Source organism: Tistrella bauzanensis (assembly GCF_014636235.1).
Lineage (GTDB): Bacteria > Pseudomonadota > Alphaproteobacteria > Tistrellales > Tistrellaceae > Tistrella > Tistrella bauzanensis.
Genome location: NZ_BMDZ01000016.1, coordinates 70,418 through 89,490, shown reverse-complemented (window position 1 = coordinate 89,490; position 19,073 = coordinate 70,418). Strand labels below are relative to the sequence as shown.

16 protein-coding genes are annotated in these 19,073 nt (G+C 68.2%); 12 read left to right on the top strand and 4 right to left on the bottom strand.

The features are described 5' to 3' along the window. Nucleotides 1-137: 137 nt before the first annotated feature. Both IEW15_RS09040 and IEW15_RS09035 read left to right on the top strand, forming a co-directional pair. Entirely contained in the window at nt 138-419 is a 282-nt protein-coding gene (locus IEW15_RS09040) for a metal-sensing transcriptional repressor (RefSeq protein ID WP_188577018.1), read from the top strand. Nucleotides 420-478: 59 nt separating this feature from the next. Continuing rightward, entirely contained in the window at nt 479-1,801 is a 1,323-nt protein-coding gene (locus IEW15_RS09035) for an MFS transporter (protein ID WP_188577016.1), read from the top strand. A 36-nt stretch (nt 1,802-1,837) separates the two neighbouring features. Here the strand turns inward: IEW15_RS09035 and nhaC are convergent, their stop codons facing one another. Beyond that, nucleotides 1,838-3,361 carry a Na+/H+ antiporter NhaC gene (gene nhaC / locus IEW15_RS09030; protein ID WP_188577014.1) on the bottom strand — a complete coding sequence of 508 codons (1,524 nt, stop codon included), beginning with the start codon at nt 3,359-3,361 and terminating at the stop codon, nt 1,838-1,840. A 365-nt stretch (nt 3,362-3,726) separates the two neighbouring features. On the opposite strand from nhaC, the gene IEW15_RS09025 reads away from it, so the two are divergent. Continuing rightward, entirely contained in the window at nt 3,727-5,181 is a 1,455-nt protein-coding gene (locus IEW15_RS09025; RefSeq protein ID WP_188577012.1) for an amidase, read from the top strand. 16 nt (nt 5,182-5,197) lie between these two features. Then, nucleotides 5,198-5,851: an FMN-binding negative transcriptional regulator gene (locus IEW15_RS09020; RefSeq protein ID WP_188577010.1), complete on the top strand. Its 654-nt coding sequence runs from the start codon at nt 5,198-5,200 to the stop codon at nt 5,849-5,851. 8 nt (nt 5,852-5,859) lie between these two features. Here the strand turns inward: IEW15_RS09020 and IEW15_RS09015 are convergent, their stop codons facing one another. Beyond that, entirely contained in the window at nt 5,860-6,867 is a 1,008-nt protein-coding gene (locus IEW15_RS09015; RefSeq protein ID WP_188577008.1) for a GntR family transcriptional regulator, read from the bottom strand. Between the two features lie 155 nt (nt 6,868-7,022). Between IEW15_RS09015 and IEW15_RS09010 the strand changes: the two genes are divergently transcribed. From IEW15_RS09010 to IEW15_RS08985, 6 genes are all read left to right on the top strand, one after another. Continuing rightward, a complete protein-coding gene (locus IEW15_RS09010; protein WP_188577006.1) occupies nt 7,023-8,213 on the top strand; it encodes a C45 family autoproteolytic acyltransferase/hydolase in 1,191 nt (396 codons plus the stop codon). A gap of 46 nt (nt 8,214-8,259) precedes the next feature. Next, nucleotides 8,260-9,201: an ABC transporter permease gene (locus IEW15_RS09005; protein ID WP_188577004.1), complete on the top strand. Its 942-nt coding sequence runs from the start codon at nt 8,260-8,262 to the stop codon at nt 9,199-9,201. Then, entirely contained in the window at nt 9,198-10,079 is an 882-nt protein-coding gene (locus tag IEW15_RS09000; RefSeq protein ID WP_188577002.1) for an ABC transporter permease, read from the top strand. The genes IEW15_RS09005 and IEW15_RS09000 overlap by 4 nt, the downstream gene beginning before the upstream one ends. After that, nucleotides 10,076-11,791: a dipeptide ABC transporter ATP-binding protein gene (locus IEW15_RS08995; protein ID WP_188577000.1), complete on the top strand. Its 1,716-nt coding sequence runs from the start codon at nt 10,076-10,078 to the stop codon at nt 11,789-11,791. The genes IEW15_RS09000 and IEW15_RS08995 overlap by 4 nt, the downstream gene beginning before the upstream one ends. A gap of 112 nt (nt 11,792-11,903) precedes the next feature. Continuing rightward, entirely contained in the window at nt 11,904-12,764 is an 861-nt protein-coding gene (locus IEW15_RS08990) for an alpha/beta hydrolase (protein ID WP_188576999.1), read from the top strand. A gap of 200 nt (nt 12,765-12,964) precedes the next feature. Further along, nucleotides 12,965-14,542: an ABC transporter substrate-binding protein gene (locus tag IEW15_RS08985; RefSeq protein WP_188576997.1), complete on the top strand. Its 1,578-nt coding sequence runs from the start codon at nt 12,965-12,967 to the stop codon at nt 14,540-14,542. A 44-nt stretch (nt 14,543-14,586) separates the two neighbouring features. Here the strand turns inward: IEW15_RS08985 and IEW15_RS08980 are convergent, their stop codons facing one another. Beyond that, a complete protein-coding gene (locus IEW15_RS08980; protein WP_188576995.1) occupies nt 14,587-14,799 on the bottom strand; it encodes a YetF domain-containing protein in 213 nt (70 codons plus the stop codon). Between the two features lie 88 nt (nt 14,800-14,887). On the opposite strand from IEW15_RS08980, the gene IEW15_RS08975 reads away from it, so the two are divergent. Both IEW15_RS08975 and IEW15_RS08970 read left to right on the top strand, forming a co-directional pair. Continuing rightward, nucleotides 14,888-15,169: an antitoxin of toxin-antitoxin stability system gene (locus tag IEW15_RS08975; protein ID WP_188576993.1), complete on the top strand. Its 282-nt coding sequence runs from the start codon at nt 14,888-14,890 to the stop codon at nt 15,167-15,169. After that, entirely contained in the window at nt 15,166-15,450 is a 285-nt protein-coding gene (locus IEW15_RS08970; RefSeq protein ID WP_188576991.1) for a type II toxin-antitoxin system RelE/ParE family toxin, read from the top strand. Before IEW15_RS08975 ends, IEW15_RS08970 begins: the two co-directional genes overlap by 4 nt. 53 nt (nt 15,451-15,503) lie before the next feature. Here the strand turns inward: IEW15_RS08970 and IEW15_RS08965 are convergent, their stop codons facing one another. Continuing rightward, nucleotides 15,504-19,070, bottom strand: coding sequence for an AMP-binding protein (locus IEW15_RS08965; protein WP_188576988.1), 3,567 nt, complete (start codon nt 19,068-19,070; stop codon nt 15,504-15,506). Nucleotides 19,071-19,073 lie beyond the last annotated feature (3 nt).

Genomic DNA, 19,073 nt, shown 5'->3' with positions numbered 1-19,073 from the left:
TCCCTCCCAAGCCAAAAAGGTCGACAACGAGAGATTCAGACTTTTTCCGCCCTGTCACGCACAGTTTCACCCGATTGCCCTGCGTTCCCAGGGCATTGCCCTTGTCATATCCCCTCCAGGGGGATAGGATCGGCCTCATGACCGAGCCATCCGATATCCACGAGACCCATCCTGAGATCGTCAAGCGGCTGAAGCGCGCCGACGGCCATCTCAGGGGTATCATCGAGATGATCGAGGCGGGCAGGCCCTGCCTCGACATCGCTCAGCAGCTTCATGCGGTCGAGAAGGCGGTCAATCAGGCCAAGAAGATCCTGATCCAGGATCATCTCGATCATTGCCTTGAGGGTGTCGTTGGTCATCTTGAGAAAGACCAGCGTCAGTCGATCGATACCTTCAAGAAGATCACCAAGTACCTATAAGAAGTCGATACCGCCCGCTGTGCAGCCCGTGGCGCAGGCGGGCGGTCGAAGGGGGCATCATGCGGCGCATCCTTGCCAACCGGACCTACCGCCATCTGTTCCTGGCCCAGATGATCGCGCTGATCGGCACCGGGCTTGCGACCGTCGCGCTGGGATTGCTGGCCTATGACCTCGCCGGCGCCGATGCCGGCGCGGTTCTGGGCACCGCTCTGGCGATCAAGATGGTCGCCTATGTGGGGGTGGCGCCGGTCGCCACGGCCCTGGCCGAACGGCTGCCGCGGCGGGCGCTGCTGGTCGGCCTCGATCTGGCGCGGGCGGGGGTGGCGGTGCTGCTGCCCTTCGTGACCCAGGTGTGGGAGGTGTATCTCCTGATCTTCGTGCTGCAATCGGCGTCGGCCGCCTTCACCCCCACCTTCCAGGCGACCATCCCCGACGTGCTGACGGATGAAGCGGAATACACCCGCGCCCTGTCGCTGTCGCGGCTGGCCTATGATCTGGAAAGCCTGGTCAGCCCGATTCTGGCGGCGGCGCTTCTGACCGTCATCGGCTTCCACGACCTGTTCGCGGGCACGGTGGCGGGCTTCATCATATCGGCTGTTCTGGTGGGCTCGACAGTGCTGCCGGCATCGACGCCCGCCGGCCGGCAGAGCATTTACAACCGCGCCACCCGTGGCCTGCGGATCTTCCGCGCCACGCCGCGCCTGCGTGGCCTGCTGGCGCTGAACCTCGCGATCGCCGCCGCCGGCGCCATGGTCATCGTCAACACGGTGGTGTTGGTGCAGGCGGAATTCGGCCTTGGCCAACGCGCGACGGCGCTGGCGCTGGCGGCCTTCGGGGCCGGGTCGATGATCGCGGCCCTGCTGCTGCCGCGTCTGCTCAACGATATCAGCGATCGCACGGTCATGCTCTCCGGCGCGGCGGTGCTCGCCGCCGGGTTGTCCGGCGGCGGGCTTGTCGCCGATTTGGGGGTGCTGCTGCTGCTGTGGTTCGCGCTTGGTCTGGGCTGTTCCCTGGCTCAGACCCCGTCCGGCCGGCTGCTGCGCAGATCATCGCAGCCACAAGACCGACCGCCGCTATTCGCCGCGCAATTCATGCTGTCGCATGCCTGCTGGCTGATCACCTATCCCGCGGCCGGCTGGCTTGGCGCAACGGTTGGCCTGTCCGCCACCTTCGCCGTGCTGGGTGGGGTCGCAGCACTTGCGGCGGTGGCCGCCATCCGCCTGTGGCCGGCCTTTGATCCTGACGAGATCGAGCATGTCCACCGGATGCTCGATGCCGATCATCCCCATCTGCGCGGGGCGGTGACTGTCGGCGCCGGGCATCGGCATGCCCACGCCTATACCATCGACCATCACCACCCCGAATGGCCGCGCTCGACCTGAGCCATCGCGCGGCCATGCTCTCATGCTGTCAGGCCGTCAGGCCGTCCGCGGCCGCTCCTGAACCGTGCCCTCCGCCCAATCCGACTGGCTGACATCGGCGATGGCCTCGCCCTGGTCCTTCCAGCGCTGGCGTTCGGCCTCGGTGGCGCGGGGCGAGAACAGGCCGAGCTGGGCATAGATGATGCCGATCACCGGCGACAGCCAGCAGGCGAAGGCCAGCGGGATGTAGAGCAGGTTCTGGATCTCGCCATCGGCGATGCCCAGCGCCAGCGCGCTGATCACGAAGGCGCCGCCGGCATTCCACGGCACCAGCGGCGACATCAGCGTGCCGCCTTCCTCGATCGCCCGCGACAGGTTGAGCGTGGAATAGCCAAGGCCGCGATAGACCGGCGCATACATCCGGCCGGGCAGGGCGATGGACAGATAAGGGTCACCGGCGACGAGATTGGTCGCAAGCGAGGTGCTGACCGCCGCGGTCTGAATGCCCGCGAAGCTGCGCACCCGCGCCATGATCGCCTGGATGATGGTTTCGAGGCAGCCGGTCTGTTCCAGCGCGCCGCCAAAGCCCAGCGCGATCAGCACCAGCGAAATCGTCCACATCATCGACTGGATGCCGCCGCGATTGAGCAGGCTGTCGATTTCGGCGACACCGGTGTCGATGGCATAGCCGCTGTTGGCGAAGGTGAAGATCTCGTGCAGCGTGGCGCCCTGGGTGAACATGGCCACCACGCCGCCGGCGATCACGCCGGCGAACAGCGACGGGATCGGCGGCATCCGCATCAGCGCCAGTGCGATGACCAGCAGCGCCGGCAGCAGCAGCCAGGGCGAGATGTCGAAATTGGCCTGAAGCGCGCCGGTGATCGCGCCGATCTTCTCGAACGAGGCGCCATCGGCATCGACCACCAGGAAGCCCACCGCCAGATAGATCGCGAAGGCGATCAGCATCGACGGGATCGTGGTCGGCATCATGTTCTTGATATGCGAGAACACATCGGTGCCGGTCACCGCCGGCGCCAGATTGGTGGTGTCGGACAAAGGCGACACCTTGTCGCCGAAGAACGCGCCCGAAACCACGGCGCCGGTCGTCCAGTAGACCGGCACGTCGAAGCCGGCGCCGATGCCCATCAGCGCCAGGCCGACCGTGCCGACCGTGCCCCAGGACGTTCCCAGCGACAGCGACACCACCGCGCACAGCACCATCGCCGCCGCCAGGAAGATCTGCGGCGACAGCAGGGTCAGGCCGTAATAGATCAGCGTCGGCACCGTGCCGCTGGCGATCCACACCCCGATGATCATGCCGACGCAGATCAGCACCGACACCGATGGCAGCGCCACATGGATGACGTGGAACACCCCCTCCTCGATGTCCTGCCAGGTGAACCCCAGGGTGACGCCGACAACGGCGGTGATCGCAAGGCCGATGGCAAGCGGTACATGCGGCGTGAAATCGCCGAAATAGAACAGTTGCAGTCCCAGAACGAACAGGGTCAGAACAACCGGCGTCAATGCCAGTGTCAGGCTGGGGCGTTTTTTGGCCCTCGATCGTGACGGTGAAGTCATGGCGGGCCTCTCTTTGTCTCATGGACGGGTCGGGCGGACGTCATTGATTTCGGTGGTCACATGACAATGCACGGCATGACCGGTCCGGCCAGTGGCCGGGATCGCATCCGCGCTGCATGACCTTGGCTGGATCTGAACAGATCCGCACGCTTCGCGCATCACGATCATAGTCACGCCCGGATGAATCATCCAAGCGATTTGCCGCCGGGGAGCTGTGATTTTGAGATCACGCAAGGCGCCGCCGAACGGTCGCCCAGCCGTTCGTGCGAATCATCAAATTGCCTTATTCACATTAAGAAAACACTTTGATAGGGTAATCATCATCAAAGATATGCTTCCTGTCGCAGAAGAGGGCATACCGCACCATGAGCTTCGTCGAGGACTATGCAACGGCCGATGCGGTCGCATTGGCGGGCCGGATCCGTGCCGGCGAGATCACGCCCGACGAGGCGGTGGCGGCGGCGTTCGCGGCGATCGACCGGGTCAATCCGGTGCTGAACGCGGTGATCCTGCGCATGGAGGACGAGGCTCGGGCGCAGCTTGCGGCGCTGGACCGGGTCGACCGGGCCACGGCGCCGCTCTGGGGCGTGCCGGTGCTGTTGAAGGACGATTGCCAGTCCTATGCCGGCGTGCCCAGCGCCAATGCCAGCCGGCTGGCCGCCGGCTTCACCCGCGATTACGACACCGAGATCATGGCCCGCTATCGCCGGGCCGGGCTGATCGTGGTCGCCAAGACCAATCTGCCGGAATACGGCTCCAACGCTACAACCGAACCGGTTGCCAATGGTCCGACGCACAATCCCTGGAAGCATGGCTACAGCGTCGGCGGGTCGAGCGGCGGGTCGGCCGCGGCGGTGGCGGCGGGCATGGCGCCGATTGGTTATGCCAATGACGGTGCCGGATCGATCCGCTGCCCGGCCTCGTCGACCGGCACCTTCGGGCTGAAGCCGTCGCGCGCCCGCACCCCGGCCGGGCCGGTGTCGTGGGATCTGTGGGGCGGGCTGGTGTCGGAGCATGTCATCACCCGCAGCGTGCGCGACAGCGCGCTGATGCTGGACCTGACCGACGGCCCCGATATCGGCGCGCCCTATTTCGCGCTGCCCAAGCAGCGCCCGTGGATCGACGAGGTCACGACCGAACCCGGCCGGCTGCGGATCGCGGTCTGCCTGACCCCGCCGGTCGATGTGGCGGTGACCGATGATGCCCGCGACGCCGTGGCCCGCATGGCGCGGCTGCTGGAACAGATGGGTCATGAGATCGTCGAGGCCGTGCCGGCCTATGATGGCGAGGCGGTGGCCCGGGCGGTGAAGTTGATGCTGTGCGCCTATGACGCCGCCCAGGTCGACGATCTGTCGGCCCTGACGGGCCGGCCGGTCAGCCGCGAGACCGTGGAAGGCTGCATTCTGGCGGCGGCGGAGCGCGGCCGCGCGATCCCGGCGCCGACATTGCTGGATGCCCGCGGCCGGATGGGGGCCGAGGCCCGGCGGTTCTGCCGCTTCTTCACCGGCTATGACCTGCTGATGACGCCGACCTTGCCGCAGGCGCCGATGGCTCATGGCTTCCTCGATTGCGACGGCCTGGATCTCGATACCTATCTGGACCGGGTGATGGGCCATCTGGGCTTTACCCATATCGCCAATGTCACCGGCCAGCCGGCCATGTCGGTGCCGGGCGGCGTCAGCGCCGACGGCCTGCCGGTGGGCGTGCAGTTCATCGCCCGGCCGGGCGACGAGGCCACCCTGTTCCGGCTGGCCGGGCGGATCGAAGAGGCGGCCCCCTGGGCGCATCTGCGGCCGCCGGTGCGCGCCGCGCACCGCTGAACGGAGCCAGTTCCCCATGTATGCACCCGCACGCTATCGCATCGATGACCCGGACCGGATCGCCGCCTTCGTCGATGCCCATGGCTTCGCGATGCTGGTCGATGCCGCCCCCGATGGGGCCGTGCCATTGGCCAGCCATCTGCCGATGCTGCGGCTGGATGGCGCGCCCCGGCCCGGTGCGCGGCTGTTGAGCCATCTGGCCCGCGCCAACCCCCAGGCGGCGCGGCTGCGCGACGGCGTGCGGGTGCTGGCGGTGTTCACCGGCCCCGACGGCTATGTGTCACCCGCCTGGTATGTCACCGGCACCGATGCGCCGACCTGGAATTACGCCGCCGTCCACATCACCGGCCGTATCCGGCTGATCCATGGCGATGATACGGCGCGCGACGTGCTGGCGCGCACGGTTGCGCATGTCGAGGCGAGCCGCCCGCAGCCCTGGCCGCTGGAGACGCTGGACGAGGCCGATATCCAGGCGATGCTGCCGCGCATCCAGGCCTTCGAGATCGTGATCGACACGGTCGAGGCGCTGGCCAAATACAGCCAGGAACGCCCGGCGGCCGATCGGGTGGCGGTGATGGCGGCGCTGGCCAGGTCATCGCGCGACGAGGATCGGGCATTGGCGGCCGAGATGGCGGCCTATCCCGGCATCGCGCCCGAGGGGCCGTCGTGACCGGCCGGTCAGAGGCGCCCGAAACTGTCGGCCGGGCCGCCCTCGTCTTCGGTGAATTCGGCGGCCTCGGCCAGATGGTGGCGGAGCAGGGCGGCGGCGAGCCTGCGGTTGCCGGTTTCGATCGCGTTCAGGATCGCCAGATGCTCGCAGCACGACTGCACCACCCGATCGGCCGGCAGCCGGCGGAATTCCTCGCGCTCCTGAATGCGGCGCAGATTGTTCTGTTGGGCGATCGCCTGATCGAAGAACCGGTTGCGGGCGCCGGCGACGATGGCCTCGTGAAAGGCCGAATTCACCCGGAACCAGTCGCGTTCGTCCAGGCCGGCCGGGTCGCTGGCCAGAACCTGCATATGGGCGGCGCGGACCTCGCGGAACCGCTCCTGGTCCACCCGATAGCCCGGCTGGGCCAGGGCCTGGCATTCGATGGCGATGCGGAAGGCATAGCTTTCCGAAACCGCGTCGTCGTCGTCCAGGCTGTCGGCGAACCGCCAGCCATGGCCGGGCTGGCGGGCGACGAGGCCCTCGGCCGACAGCCGGATCAGCACGCGCCTGAGCGTGCCGTGCGACACGTCATAACGGGGCAGAAGCTCGGCTTCGGAAACGTCCTGGGCGATGCGGCCCTGGGCCTTGTCGGCGATGATCTGCTGATAGACCCGCTCGGCATCCGATGTCGGCAGCAGGGCCTCGACCCGGGCGACCGCGTCGGCGATGGCGGCCGGATCGTCGAGCAGCCGGAAGCTGCGGCCGGGCGACTGGGCGATCAGCCCTTCCGCCTCCAGCAGTTCCAGCGCCCGGCGCACCGGCGTGCGCGACACGCCCAGCGCCTTGGCCAGCGCCAGTTCCGGGCAGCGTTCGCCCGGCTTCCAGCGCCCGTCGCCGATCCGTTCCAGAATCCGGCGCGCAACCTCGGCCTGCAAGGCCGACAGTTCGGGCCGCTGGGCCGCGTCATCACTGCCCCTGGGCATCATCACCACCTGAAATACAGCCTGCGACTGGCGGGTGCCGGTGTCCGGCATCCCCTGTTAACCACGCCGCACCGCCGCGATCAAGCCCGGCCTGCATGGCCGGGGGCGGTTTCAGAACTGTCTTCCATGTGCAATAAGCACAATTGTGTTGCCGACGCACGATCTGCCACCGGGATCTTTCCCCTCCGCCCAAGGACGACCCGCCGATGACACCTCCCGTGGCTCCCGTCAGCGCCGCCGACGTGACCGACTTCCCCATGGTCGAGCTGGCCGGCACAGCCTTCGAGCGCGGCCAGCGCCATGGTCAGGCATTGAAGACCCATGTGCTGGGCAGTGTGGCGCTGTATGCGGCCCAGTTGCGGGCGATGAACCACGACTGGGCGGGCATTGCCGCGATCGCGCGTGAGTTCCTGCCGGTGGTCGAGGGCTTCGATGGCAGCTATGTCGAGGAGATGCGCGGCATCGCGCAAGGCGCCGGCTGCGATCTGGAACATATCCTGCTGATCAATGCCCGCACCGAAATTCTCCAGATCGGCCGGATGCGCGCCGGCATTCCCGATGAGGAGCCGGATGGCTGCACCGGTGCCGTGGTGCTGGGCGCCGAGACCGCCCATGGCCGGTTGATCCATGGCCAGAACTGGGACTGGCGGCCCGAATGCGCGCACACCACCGTGGTGCTGAAGATCCGCCGCGACGACGGCCCCGATCTGCTGACCATGACCGAGGCCGGGGGCCTCGCGCGCTGCGGAATGAACTCGGCCGGCATCGCCATCACCGCCAATTACCTGGAATGCGACCGCGATTACGCCCAGGTCGGCGTGCCGCTGGCGCTGATCCGGCGCAAGGTGCTGGAACAGGCCCATATGGCGCTGGCGATGAAGACCGTGGCGACCACGCCCAAATCGGCGTCGAACAACATGATGCTGAGCTGGTCGCAAGGCTTCGCGATCGATTTCGAATGCGCGCCCGACGAAGCCTTCCAGATCTATCCCGACGCGGACGGCATGATCGTGCATGCCAATCACTGGACCAGCCCGGTGGCGTTGTCGAAGCTGCGCGACACCGGCATCCCCTTCGTGCCGGAAAGCTTCTATCGCGACTGGCGGGTGCGCCGGGCGCTGGCGGCGCGGCGCGGCCAGATCACCCGCGCCGATCTGAAGGCGGCGTTCTTCGACGATTTCGGCGTGCCCTATTCGGTGTGCCGGCCGCCGCGCCCCGGCGCCGGCGGCTCGATCTCGTCGACGGTCGCCATGGTGGTGATGGAACCGGCGGCCGGCGTGATGGAGGTGGCGCCGATGCCGGCGCTCCGCGACCGCTTCACCACCTATACCCTCGACATGGACGAGACGGCGACCCGCGATGCCAGGGCCTGCGCGCCCGCCCGTCCGACCGCCTGATCGCCGGCCATCATCCACGCACCATCAACCAGGGGCCCCAAGCCAGATGCGGCACTTCATCCTCTACCGCCTCGCGTCGGCGATCCCGACGCTGGTGGTGGTGGCGCTCGCGGTCTTCGTGCTGATCCGCGCCATCCCCGGCGATCCCGTCACCACCATGCTCGGCGACAGCGCCGATCCGGCGACCGTGTCGGCGCTGCGTCAGGCCTATGGCCTCGACGGCCCGTGGCCGCTGCAATTCGTGCTGTGGGTCGAACGGCTGCTCGCGGGCGATATGGGCCGGTCGATCGTCAACAATCTGCCGGTGGCCGATCTGGTCGCCGACCGGTTCATGGTCACCGCCGGGGTGGTGTTTCCAGCGGTGGTGATCGCGACCCTGGTCGCCGTGCCGCTGGGCATGATCGCCGCCTGGGCGCGCGGCGGCACGCTGGACCTGACCCTGACCGCCCTTGCCACCCTGATCATGTCGGTGCCCACCTTCTGGCTGGGGCTGCTGATCCTGATGTGGTTCGGGCTGGAACTGGGCTGGCTGCCGATCGTGGGCTATGTGGGGTTCGGCGAGAATGCCGGCCGCGCGCTCGCCTATCTGGTCATGCCGGTGATGACGCTGACCATCGTCGAGATCGGCATCCTGACCCGGATGGCGCGGGCCAACACCATCGATGTCCTCAGGCTGGAATATGTCACCCATGCCCGCGCCAAGGGGCTGCCCGAACATGTGGTGATGACCCGCCATGTGTTTCCCAACGCCTTCGCGCCCACCCTGACCCTGGTCGGGCTGATCCTGGGCAATCTGCTGGGGGGGATCGCCGTCACCGAGACCATCTTCTCGCTGCCGGGGCTGGGCCGGCTGCTGGTCGATGCGATCTATGCCCGCGACTATCCGGTGGTGCAGGGCGGGCTGCTGTTCATTGCCGGGCTGTATGTCGTGATCAATCTGATCGTCGACCTGCTGCACCCGCTGTTCGACCCGAGGATCGCCGCATGACCGTCACCACATCTGAAGGCTCAGGGGCTGGCGACGGCACCGCCCCGGTGCCGCGCCTGCTGCGCCGCCGCCGGCCGGTGGGGTTGTGGATCGGCGCCACGCTGGTGGGGCTGGTCATCGTTCTGGCGGTGATGGGGCTGATCTGGACGCCCTATAACCCGATGGCGCTGGACATCCCGCACCGGCTTCAGGCGCCATCGGCGGCGCATTGGCTGGGCACCGACGCATTCGGCCGCGACGTGCTGTCGCGGATCATGAGCGGCGCCACCACCAGCGTCACCATCGGCGTGTCGACGGTGGTCACCGCCAGCCTGATCGGCGCGCCGATCGGCATTCTGGCGGGGTTTCTGGGCGGCATGGTCGACCGGCTGGTCGCCGTGGTGGTCGATGCGCTGCTGGCCTTTCCCGGCATCCTGATGGCGCTGGGCCTGATGGCGGTGATCGGCCCGGGCGAGAGCAGCATCGTGCTGGCGCTGGGCATCGCCTATACCCCCGCCATGGCGCGGGTGGTGCGCAGCATCGTGATGTCGCTGCGCAGCCGCGATTTCGTGGAGGCATCGATGGTGACCGGCAATTCCACGCTCTACACCATGGCGGCGCATGTGCTGCCCAATGCGGTGTCACCGATCATCGTGCTGGCGACATCGATGTTCGGCTGGGCCTTGCTGGCTGAAAGCGCGCTCAGCTTTCTGGGCCTGGGCGTGCCGCCGCCGGCGGCGACCTGGGGCTCGATGCTGTCGGCCGGCCGGCCGCATCTGGGCCAGGCCGACTGGCTGACCATTTTCCCCGGTGCCTGCATCACGCTGGCCCTGCTCGGCATCTGCCTGGTGGGTGACGCGCTGCGCGACCGGCTCGATCCCAGGATGCGCAAGGCATGACCGATCAGCACGCACCCCTTCCGGCCCACGCACCTCCTCCGGCCCATCCACCCCTTCTGGCCATCGAGGGTCTGACCATCGGGGTCGATGGCGGCCCGGCGGTGGTCGACGATGTCACCCTCAACCTCGCCGCGTCCGGGATCATGGCCGTGGTCGGTGAAAGCGGCTCGGGCAAGACCGTGGTGTCGCGCGCGGTGCTCGATCTGCTGCCGCCGCCGCTGATGCGCCGGGCCGGGCGGATCGTCTTCGACGGCCGCGATCTGACGGCGTTGGCGCCGGCCCGCCGCCATGCCGTGCGCGGTGTCGATATCGGCATGGTGTTCCAGGAACCGATGGTGTCGCTGAACCCGGCGCTGACGGTTGGCGCGCAACTGGTGGAGGGCCTGATCCGGCATCAGCGGATCAGCGCGGCCGAGGCCCGGATGCTGGCGCTTGAGATGCTGGCGCGGATCCGGATCGACGATCCGGCGCGCTGCTTCGGCGCCTGGCCGCATGAGTTTTCCGGCGGCATGCGCCAGCGGATCATGCTGGCCTCGGTGATGCTGCTGAAGCCGAAGCTGCTGATCGCGGATGAACCGACCACGGCCCTCGACACCCTGGTGCAGCGCGAGGTGCTGGAGCTGATGGTGGAACTGGCCGACGAGAACCGCACCGCCATTCTGCTGGTCAGCCATGATCTGGGGCTGGTGGCGCGCTATGCCGACCGGGTGGCGGTGATGCGCCGGGGCGTGGTGGTGGAACAGGGTGCCACCGCCGACATCCTGCTGAACCCCGCCCACGACTATACCCGCAGCCTGCTGGAGGCGATGCCGCGGCCCCGGCGGCTGGCGCCGGTGTCGCTGGCGCCGGTGCCGGTGATCGAGGCCCGCGATCTGGTGGTGGTGCATCCCGGCCGGCGGCGGATGCTGACCCGCGCGCCCGACAAGCGTGCGGTCGACGGGGTCAGTTTCAGGGTTCAACCCGGCGAAACCCTGGCGCTGGTCGGCGAAAGCGGATCGGGCAAGACCACCGTCGGCCGCTGCCTGGTGGGGCTGACCCGGCCCAGCGGCGGGCAGTTGCTGTTCCGTGGCACCGATCCGCTGCGCGCCAGCGCCGCCCAGGCCCGCGACCGGCGGCTGAACTGCCAGATGGTGTTCCAGGATCCGTTCTCGTCGCTGGACCCGCGCCATGGCGTGGGCCGGATCGTGGGCGAGCCGCTGCGCCATGTGCCGGGGCTGTCGGCGGCCGATGCCGCCCGGCGGGTGGACGAGGTGCTCGACGAGGTGGGGCTGGGCAGCGGCTATGTCCGGCGGCTGCCGCATGAACTCTCCGGCGGCCAGCGCCAGCGGGTGGCGATCGCCCGCGCCATCATCCGCCGCCCGGCCTTCGTGGTCGCCGACGAGGCGGTGTCGGCGCTGGACATGACCGTGCAGGCGCAGGTGCTGGACCTGTTCGCCGATCTGCAACAGCGCCACGGCTTTTCCTGCCTGTTCATCACCCATGCCCTGGGGGTGGTGCGCCGCATCGCCCATCGGGTGGCGGTGATGAAGGATGGCCGGATCGTCGAGACGGCGGCGACCGAAGACCTGTTCGCGGCCCCGCGCGCCGATTACACCCGCGCGCTGCTGGATGCGGCGCCGGTGCTGGAGCCGGCGCCCGACGGCGGCTGGCGGCCGGTGGTCGCGGCCGCCAGCGGCCGTGCCCCGCAGGTTGCCCCTCGTTCTGCGTTATAACATCAAAAAACGCAGTTTTTAACTTGGCCTGTGTCCTGGCCGGTCCTATGCTTGCCAAGGCAAGGCCCGCCTGCGGACGGCCGACAGACGCCATGAAACCGGAGCCCGGCCCATGATCCCCGACGGCATCACCCTCGCCCAGCCGCATCTCAACTTCTATGATTTCGGCCCGACCCCGTTTGTGGCCCTGCCCGACGAACAGCGGGTGTCGTATTGCCTGTATGTGCCGAAAAGCTTCGTCAGCGCCGACAAGGCGGCGCGCCGGCATTGGCGGCTGATCGTGGCCATGCATGGCACCGGCCGCACGGCGGCGGCCTATCGCGACCATTTCGCGGCCTTCGCCGACGCCCATGACTGCATCATCCTGGCGCCCTTGTTTCCGGTGGGGCTGATCGAGCCAGGTGAGATGTCGAATTACAAGCGCATCAAATTCCATGACATGCGCTTCGACCAGCTTGTGCTCGACATGGTCGATCTGGTCGGTCGGCGCTATGACATCGACGTCTCGCGGGTGGCGCTGTTCGGGTTTTCGGGCGGCGGCCATTTCACTCACCGCTTCCTGTATCTGCACGCCGATCGGCTGTTCGCGGCATCGATCGGCGCCCCCGGCGGTGTCACCCTGCTGGACGATAGCCGCGACTGGTGGGTGGGCACCCGCAATCTGCGCGCGGTGTTCGGGGTGGATGTCGATCTTGAGGCGATGCGCCGGGTGATGGTGCAGATGGTGGTGGGCGCCGAGGATACCGATACCTGGGAAATCACCCTGAAGCCGGGCATGCCCGGCTGGATGGAGGATGCCAACATCGCCGGCGCCACCCGCATCGACAAGATCGCCAGCCTGAAGGCCGGGTTCGAGGCCGCCGGCATCGCGGTGCGCCACGATGTGCTGCCGGGCGTGCGCCATGAAGGGCTGAAGGTGGTCGGCGCGGTTCAGGACTTTCTGGCCGATGCGGTGGCCGCCAGCCGGGCGTGACCGACCATCAGCCGGCAGCCTGGCGCGGGGAGCGCGCGGGGCCGTTGGCGGACATACCGGACCGGACGCCCTTTTCAAGAATGTCCGGCCGGCTCGTGACAGGGACCGGCGGCCCCGCCGCCGGTGTCGCTTCATCAAGATTCGGACGATGCGGTGGCCAGACCACGCGCAAGGGCTGGACGATGCGAAGGGGAAGACCCATGACCTGCGTGACCAGGCGGCATCTGCGCGCCGCGACCGTGGCGGCCGCAGCGCTTCTGCTGCCTCAGATTGCCTTTTCTGCCAGTGGAATGCCGAATACCGAGCGGATCACCCTGGCGATCCCGACCGATCTGCGCAGCACCAATCCGGATGTGCAACCCGACGGCACCGCCGACCTGATCCTGCATCACGTGGTCGAGGGGCTGGTCGGCCATCGCGAGGATCTGTCGATCGGCCCGGTGCTGGCCGAAAGCTTCAAACAGAGCGAGGACGGGTTGAGCTGGCAGTTCAAGCTGCGGCCCGGGGTGCGCTTCCACAATGGGGAGGCGATGACCTCGGCCGATGTCGCCTGGAGCTGGAACCGCTATCTGAAGCCCGAGACTACCTGGCAGTGCAAGCGGTTCTTCGATGGCAGCCAGGGCGCCGCGATCACCAGCATCGAGACCCCGGCTCCGGATGTGGTGGTCTTCCGGCTGGAAAAGCCCAACGCGCTGCTGCCGATGATGATGGCCAATATCCAGTGCAATGCCGCCGTGCTGCACCCGTCCTCGGTGGCCGGGGATGGTAGCTGGACGGCGCCGGTCGGCACCGGCCCCTATGTGATCGGTGACTGGAAGCCCGGCCGTTATGTGGCACTGACCCGGTTCGACGACTATACCGGCCGCGACACGCCGACCGACGGCATGACCGGCGCGCGCCCGGCGCTCGCGAAACATCTGCGCTTCCTGATCACCCCCGATGGCGCGGTGATGAAGAACGCGCTCTATGCCGGCGATCTGGACATGGTGGTCGATCTCGGCCCGGCCGATATCGCCGAGGCCGAACAGCGCGGGCTGGTGGTGTTCAAGCAGCCGATCCTGTCGTGGCGGCTGCTGCTGATGCAGACCACCGACCCGGTGCTGTCGGACAAGCGCATCCGTCAGGCGATCGCCCATGCGATCGACGTGCCCTCGATCGTGGCGGTGGCGAGCGAGGGGCTGGGCAAGGCCAACCCCTCGGGCGTGGCGCTGGCCAGCCCCTATCACACCGCCGTGCACGACCAGTGGCCGGCCTATGACCCGGCGGCGGCGCAGGCGCTGCTGAAGGAGGCCGGCTATGCCGGCCAGCCGATCCGCATTCAGACCAATATGCGCCCCGGCGGCTATCACGAGGTGGCGATCACCGCCCAGGCGATGTTGCAGGCGGTGGGCATCAACGCCCAGATCGAGGTTCTGGACTGGGCGACCCAGCTTCAGAACTATCTGACCGGCAATTACCAGATCCAGTCCTTCGCCTATTCCTCGCGCCTGGACCCGGCGATCGCCTATTCGTCGATCATCGGCGACAAGGCCAAATCGCCCAGCGTGTCATGGGAAGACCCGACCGCGATGAAGCTGCTGGATGCCTCGAAGCAGACCATGGACCCGGCGCCCCGGACCAAACTGTTCGAACAGATCCACACCCGCATGGCCGATGCGGTGCCGGTGATCGGGCTGTATAACGATGTGCGCGTGGTCGCGACAGCAGCGGACCTGCAAGGCTACAAGCCATGGTCGGCCGGCTTCGACCGCTTCTGGGGCGTGACCAAGGCGGAATAGGCCCAGACGGAACGGGCACTGCGGTCGTCTAGACCTGCCAGAGGTCAGGACGGCCGGTTCGTCAAGACGCTGATCGAGCCGTCGCTTTCCAGGATCACCGCCGAGACGGCCTCGATCCCCTCGGCGCCGTTGGCGCGCACGGCGCTGAGGATTTCGCCTTCGGTGATGCGTTCACGTGCCATGCTGCCATGGCAGAAGCGGCCGTCGCGGGCCAGTGGCTCCCAGAGCGGAACCGGCCGCTCACCAGCAGATGCCAAACGGATGCACCACGATTTCACGTGGTCCCGGGTACTGAGACCGTATATACTTTATCAGTATTAAATGGCGTGACAGAGGAGATAATCCATGCTGAAGGACGCTGTTTTCACCATGAAGCTGGAAGCGGACCTGCGTGATGCATTCCTGGCCGAGGCCGCCGGCGAAGACCGGCCGGCCTCTCAGGTGATGCGTGAGTTGATGCGCGGCTATATCGAACAGCGCCGCCAGACCCGCGACTACGACGACTATCTGCGCCGCAAGGTCGAGGTCGCCCGCGCTTCGATGCGTGCCGGACGAGGCCGGTCGAATGACGAGGTTGAGGCCACGTTCGCCGCCAGACGCAACCAAGCCGAGACGTCCCACAGGTGATCGTCATCTGGACGGCGGAGGCGGAACGGGATCGTGCCGATATCTGGGAGCACATCGCGGCAGATAATCATGGCGCGGCCGCTCGCATTGATGCGCTTTTCCGCGATGCGGTCGCCAGGCTGGCCATGCATCCGAAGATGGGTCGGACTGGCAGGTTGGCTGGCACCCGCGAGTTGATTCCACATGAAAGCTATCGCCTGGTCTATGAGATTGATGACGACACAGTGTGGGTTCTGGCCATCGTCCACACAGCCCGTCAATGGCCGCCCGTTCAACAGTAGCGGGTCAGCCCCCTGCCGATGGCCCAGATCCCGATGACTGGTCAGCCCCTTCCTCAACGTGGCCGGGTCAGATGCGCCCGCACCAGCCGGGCCAGGTCTTCCACATGCGGTGGCATCATCATGTCGCCATGGCTGCCATCCATCCACATCAGCGACACGCCGCCGCCGAACCGGTCGCGCCAGCCGTTATACGGGTCGCCCGCGATGCCGGGGGCCTGGGCGGAGGCGATGCGCGGCCGCACCAGCAGGGCCTGCAACCGGTCCAGCCGGGGCACGCGATAGCGGATGGCGGCCAGCGCGTTGTTCTGAAACACCGACAGCAGGCGGCGCATGGCGTCGCGGTCGACGCCCTGGGGCAGGCCCAGCGGCCCGGCGCCGCGCGTGATCAGCAGATCCAGCCGGCCTTCGGGGTCGAGCGCGCGGAAGGTGGCGGCATCGGCGATGCCCATGCCATCGAACAGCGCCGCCAGATAGGCCGCGTCGTCCTTGGCGAGCAGGGCGCGGATCGGATCGGCCGAGGCGACGGCATCGAAGATCAGAACATCGTCGACCACGATGCCGGCCTGATCCAGCCGGTGGGCGGCTTCCACCGCCAGCAGCCCGCCGAAGCTCCAGCCGGCCAGGCGCAGCGGCCGGTCGCCGGCGAAGCGGATCAGATCGGGCAGGCTGGCGGCCACCATCTCTTCCACCGACGGCTCGGGCGCCTCGTCCTCGTCCAGGCCCTTGGCCTCGACCATCACCACCGGCTGGTCGGGGCCAAGGCAGGCGGTCATCGCCTGATAGCACAGCACATTGCCGCCGACCGGGTGGAAGCAGACCAGCGGCGGCTCGTGGCCGGCCTCGTTCACCACCACCAGCCGCGAGCGCCGGCCCTGGGCCTGATGGCGCAGGCGCAGCGCCAGCCGGGCGACGGTCGGATGGTCGAACAGATCGGCCAGCGGCAGGCGGACATCGAAGGCCGATCGCAGCCGGTCGACCATCTGCACCGCCAGAACGCTGTGCCCGCCCAGCCGGAAGAAATCGGCATCGCCGTCATCGACCGGGGTTTCGAGCACCGCCGCCATGATTTCGGCGACCCGGCGCTCGTCATCGGTGGCGAGCGGCCGCGCCGGCGCAGATGCCGTCTGGCCCGGCGCCGGCGCGGGGTCGGCCTGGCTCTGGCCCGACAGCAGCCCGTCCAGACGGCGGCGGTCGATCTTGCCATTGCCGGTCAAGGGCAGGCCGGCGACCTGAACGATGCGCGACGGCACCATGGCCGGCGGCAGCCGGGTGTCGAGATCGGCGCGGCAGCGGCCGGCATCGAAGCCGGGGGCCGGCACGACGCAGGCGACGAGTTCGGCGCCGCCGCCATCCGGCGGTGTCCAGGTGGTCACTGCTGCCTGACGGATGAAGGGATGGGCCAGAACGGCCGCTTCGACCTCGGCCAGTTCCAGGCGGTTGCCACGGATCTTGACCTGACCGTCCTCGCGGCCGATGACATGGATGGCGCCACCGGACAGGCGACGGCCGATATCGCCGCTGCGATACCAGCGCGCGCCGTCGTCATCGGTGACGAAGCGGGCATTGGCCGCGTCATCGGCGCCCAGATAGCCGCGCCCGACCCCGGCGCCGCCGATCCAGATCTCACCCGCCACGCCATCGGGCACCGGCCGGCCGGCGGCGTCGCGGATATCGGCCACGACCCCGGAGAGCGGCATGCCGACCGGCGGCGGCAGGATTTCGCGCCAATTGCGGGCGGTCATCAGATGGGTCGTGGCGGCAACACAGCATTCCGTCGGGCCATAGGCGTTCAGCACCAGCAGGTCACGATGGGCGGGGTTGTCGAAGATCCGCGCCATCAACCCGGCCGGCACCGCCTCGCCGCCCAGAACCACCAGCCGGACCGGGCAGGACAGCGCCTCGGCCTGCCAGTGATCGAGCATCAGATCGAACAGGCTCGGGGTCAGGTCGATCATGTCGATCATGCGGGCGCGCAGGAAACTGTCGAGCATCGACGGGTTGCGGCGGGTTTCCTCGCAGGCGACATGCAGGTGGTGGCCATGAGCCAGGGTGGGCAGGATCTGGATGATCGAGGCGTCGAAGGCGAAGGGCGCGAGGCAGGGGATGTTCAGCGGCCCGGTATCGGCATCGCTGCCGCCACGCAGCCGGGCATACATCGCCGCATCGGTCGCCATGGCCAGATTGGCCACAGAGCCATGTTCGATCATGGCGCCCTTCGGCGCGCCGGTGGTGCCGCTGGTAAACAGCACATAGGCGAGCATGCCGGGCGTCGGCGTCGGCGCCGGCATGGCTGCCGCCGCCGGTCGCGGCGCCAGCGCGCGCCGGTCGTGGCGGCGGTGGCGGGGCGGTCGTGCGGTGGCTGCCGGGTCGCGGCGCAGCACCATGTCATAGACATAGGGTGCAAGATCGAAGCCGTCGACCGCAAGCGCGCTGGCCTCGGCGCGGAAGCCGCCCAGGCGGGCGGCCCAGTCGGTGAAGAAGCCGGCGGGCACGAACAGGTCGTCGGCGGCATCGAGCCTGGTGGTGATGCCCGATGCCGTGCCCGATGTCGTGCTCTCCCCGGCATGTGCGCGGGCGAAGGCGGCCAGATCGGCGCGATAGGCGTCGCGGCGCTCAAGATCGCGGATATTGCCGAGGAAGATCGCCCCGCCCGGCGCGAGCAGGGCGGCCGCCTTTGACAGCACGGCTGACAGATAGCCGAAGCCAGGAAAGCTTTCGATCACGCTGTTGATCACGATCAGGTCGAACTGCCGGCCGTTGAGCAGGTCCAGATCATGGGCGGCCAGCGGCCGGACGTCGACCTGGGTCAACCCCGCCCGGGCGGCGACCGCGCCGGCTCGTTCCGTCGCCCGCCGGGAAATGTCGGTGGCCAGATACTGGCCGGCATGGGGGGCGAGCGCGCGCATGGTGAAGCCCGATGCGCAGCCGATTTCCAGCACCCGCGCCTGCGGGGGCAGCAATGCCGCCATCTTGGCCGCGGCCGCGCGCCCGAATTCGGTCATCACCGGCTCGGGAATGGCGGCGCCGGTGAACGGGCTGCGCCAGCCGGCGGCGGCCACGTCATCATCGGCGCTGCCGGCCAGATGGTCCCACAGCTCGGCATTCATCCGCGCGCCATGGGCCTCCGTCAGCGCATCGATATCGTCGCTGTCCAGGCAGACCAGATCGCGGACGCCCGGGCAGGTCCAGGCCAGGGCGTGGAGGTCGCCGATCCGCAGGCTATCGGCGATGATCATGGCGATGCCGGCGGTCTCGACGATCTGCCGCCGGCGGGGCAGCGGTATCGCCGGGTCCAGCGGCACGAAGGCCGCCCGCGCCATCATCACCCCCAGCATCGCGGCGACATGGCGCCAGCCCCGGCCGGTCATCACGCCGATGCGGGCCTCGTCGCCCAATGCCGCGCCCGCGACCAGCCGGGCGATCGCGCGCGCCTCGGCCTGAAGCCCGGCATAGCTGACAGCCTCGACCGCATCCCGCACCGCAAGCCGGTCGGGATGGGCTGCGACCGCGCGGTCGAACAGATCGATGATCGTGACATCGGGCGCCGCGGCCGGCAGGGCGCGCGGCTTTGCCGCCGGTGCCGGGATGGGGTCGTCGAGAAGCAGGTCGCCGATCTTCATGGG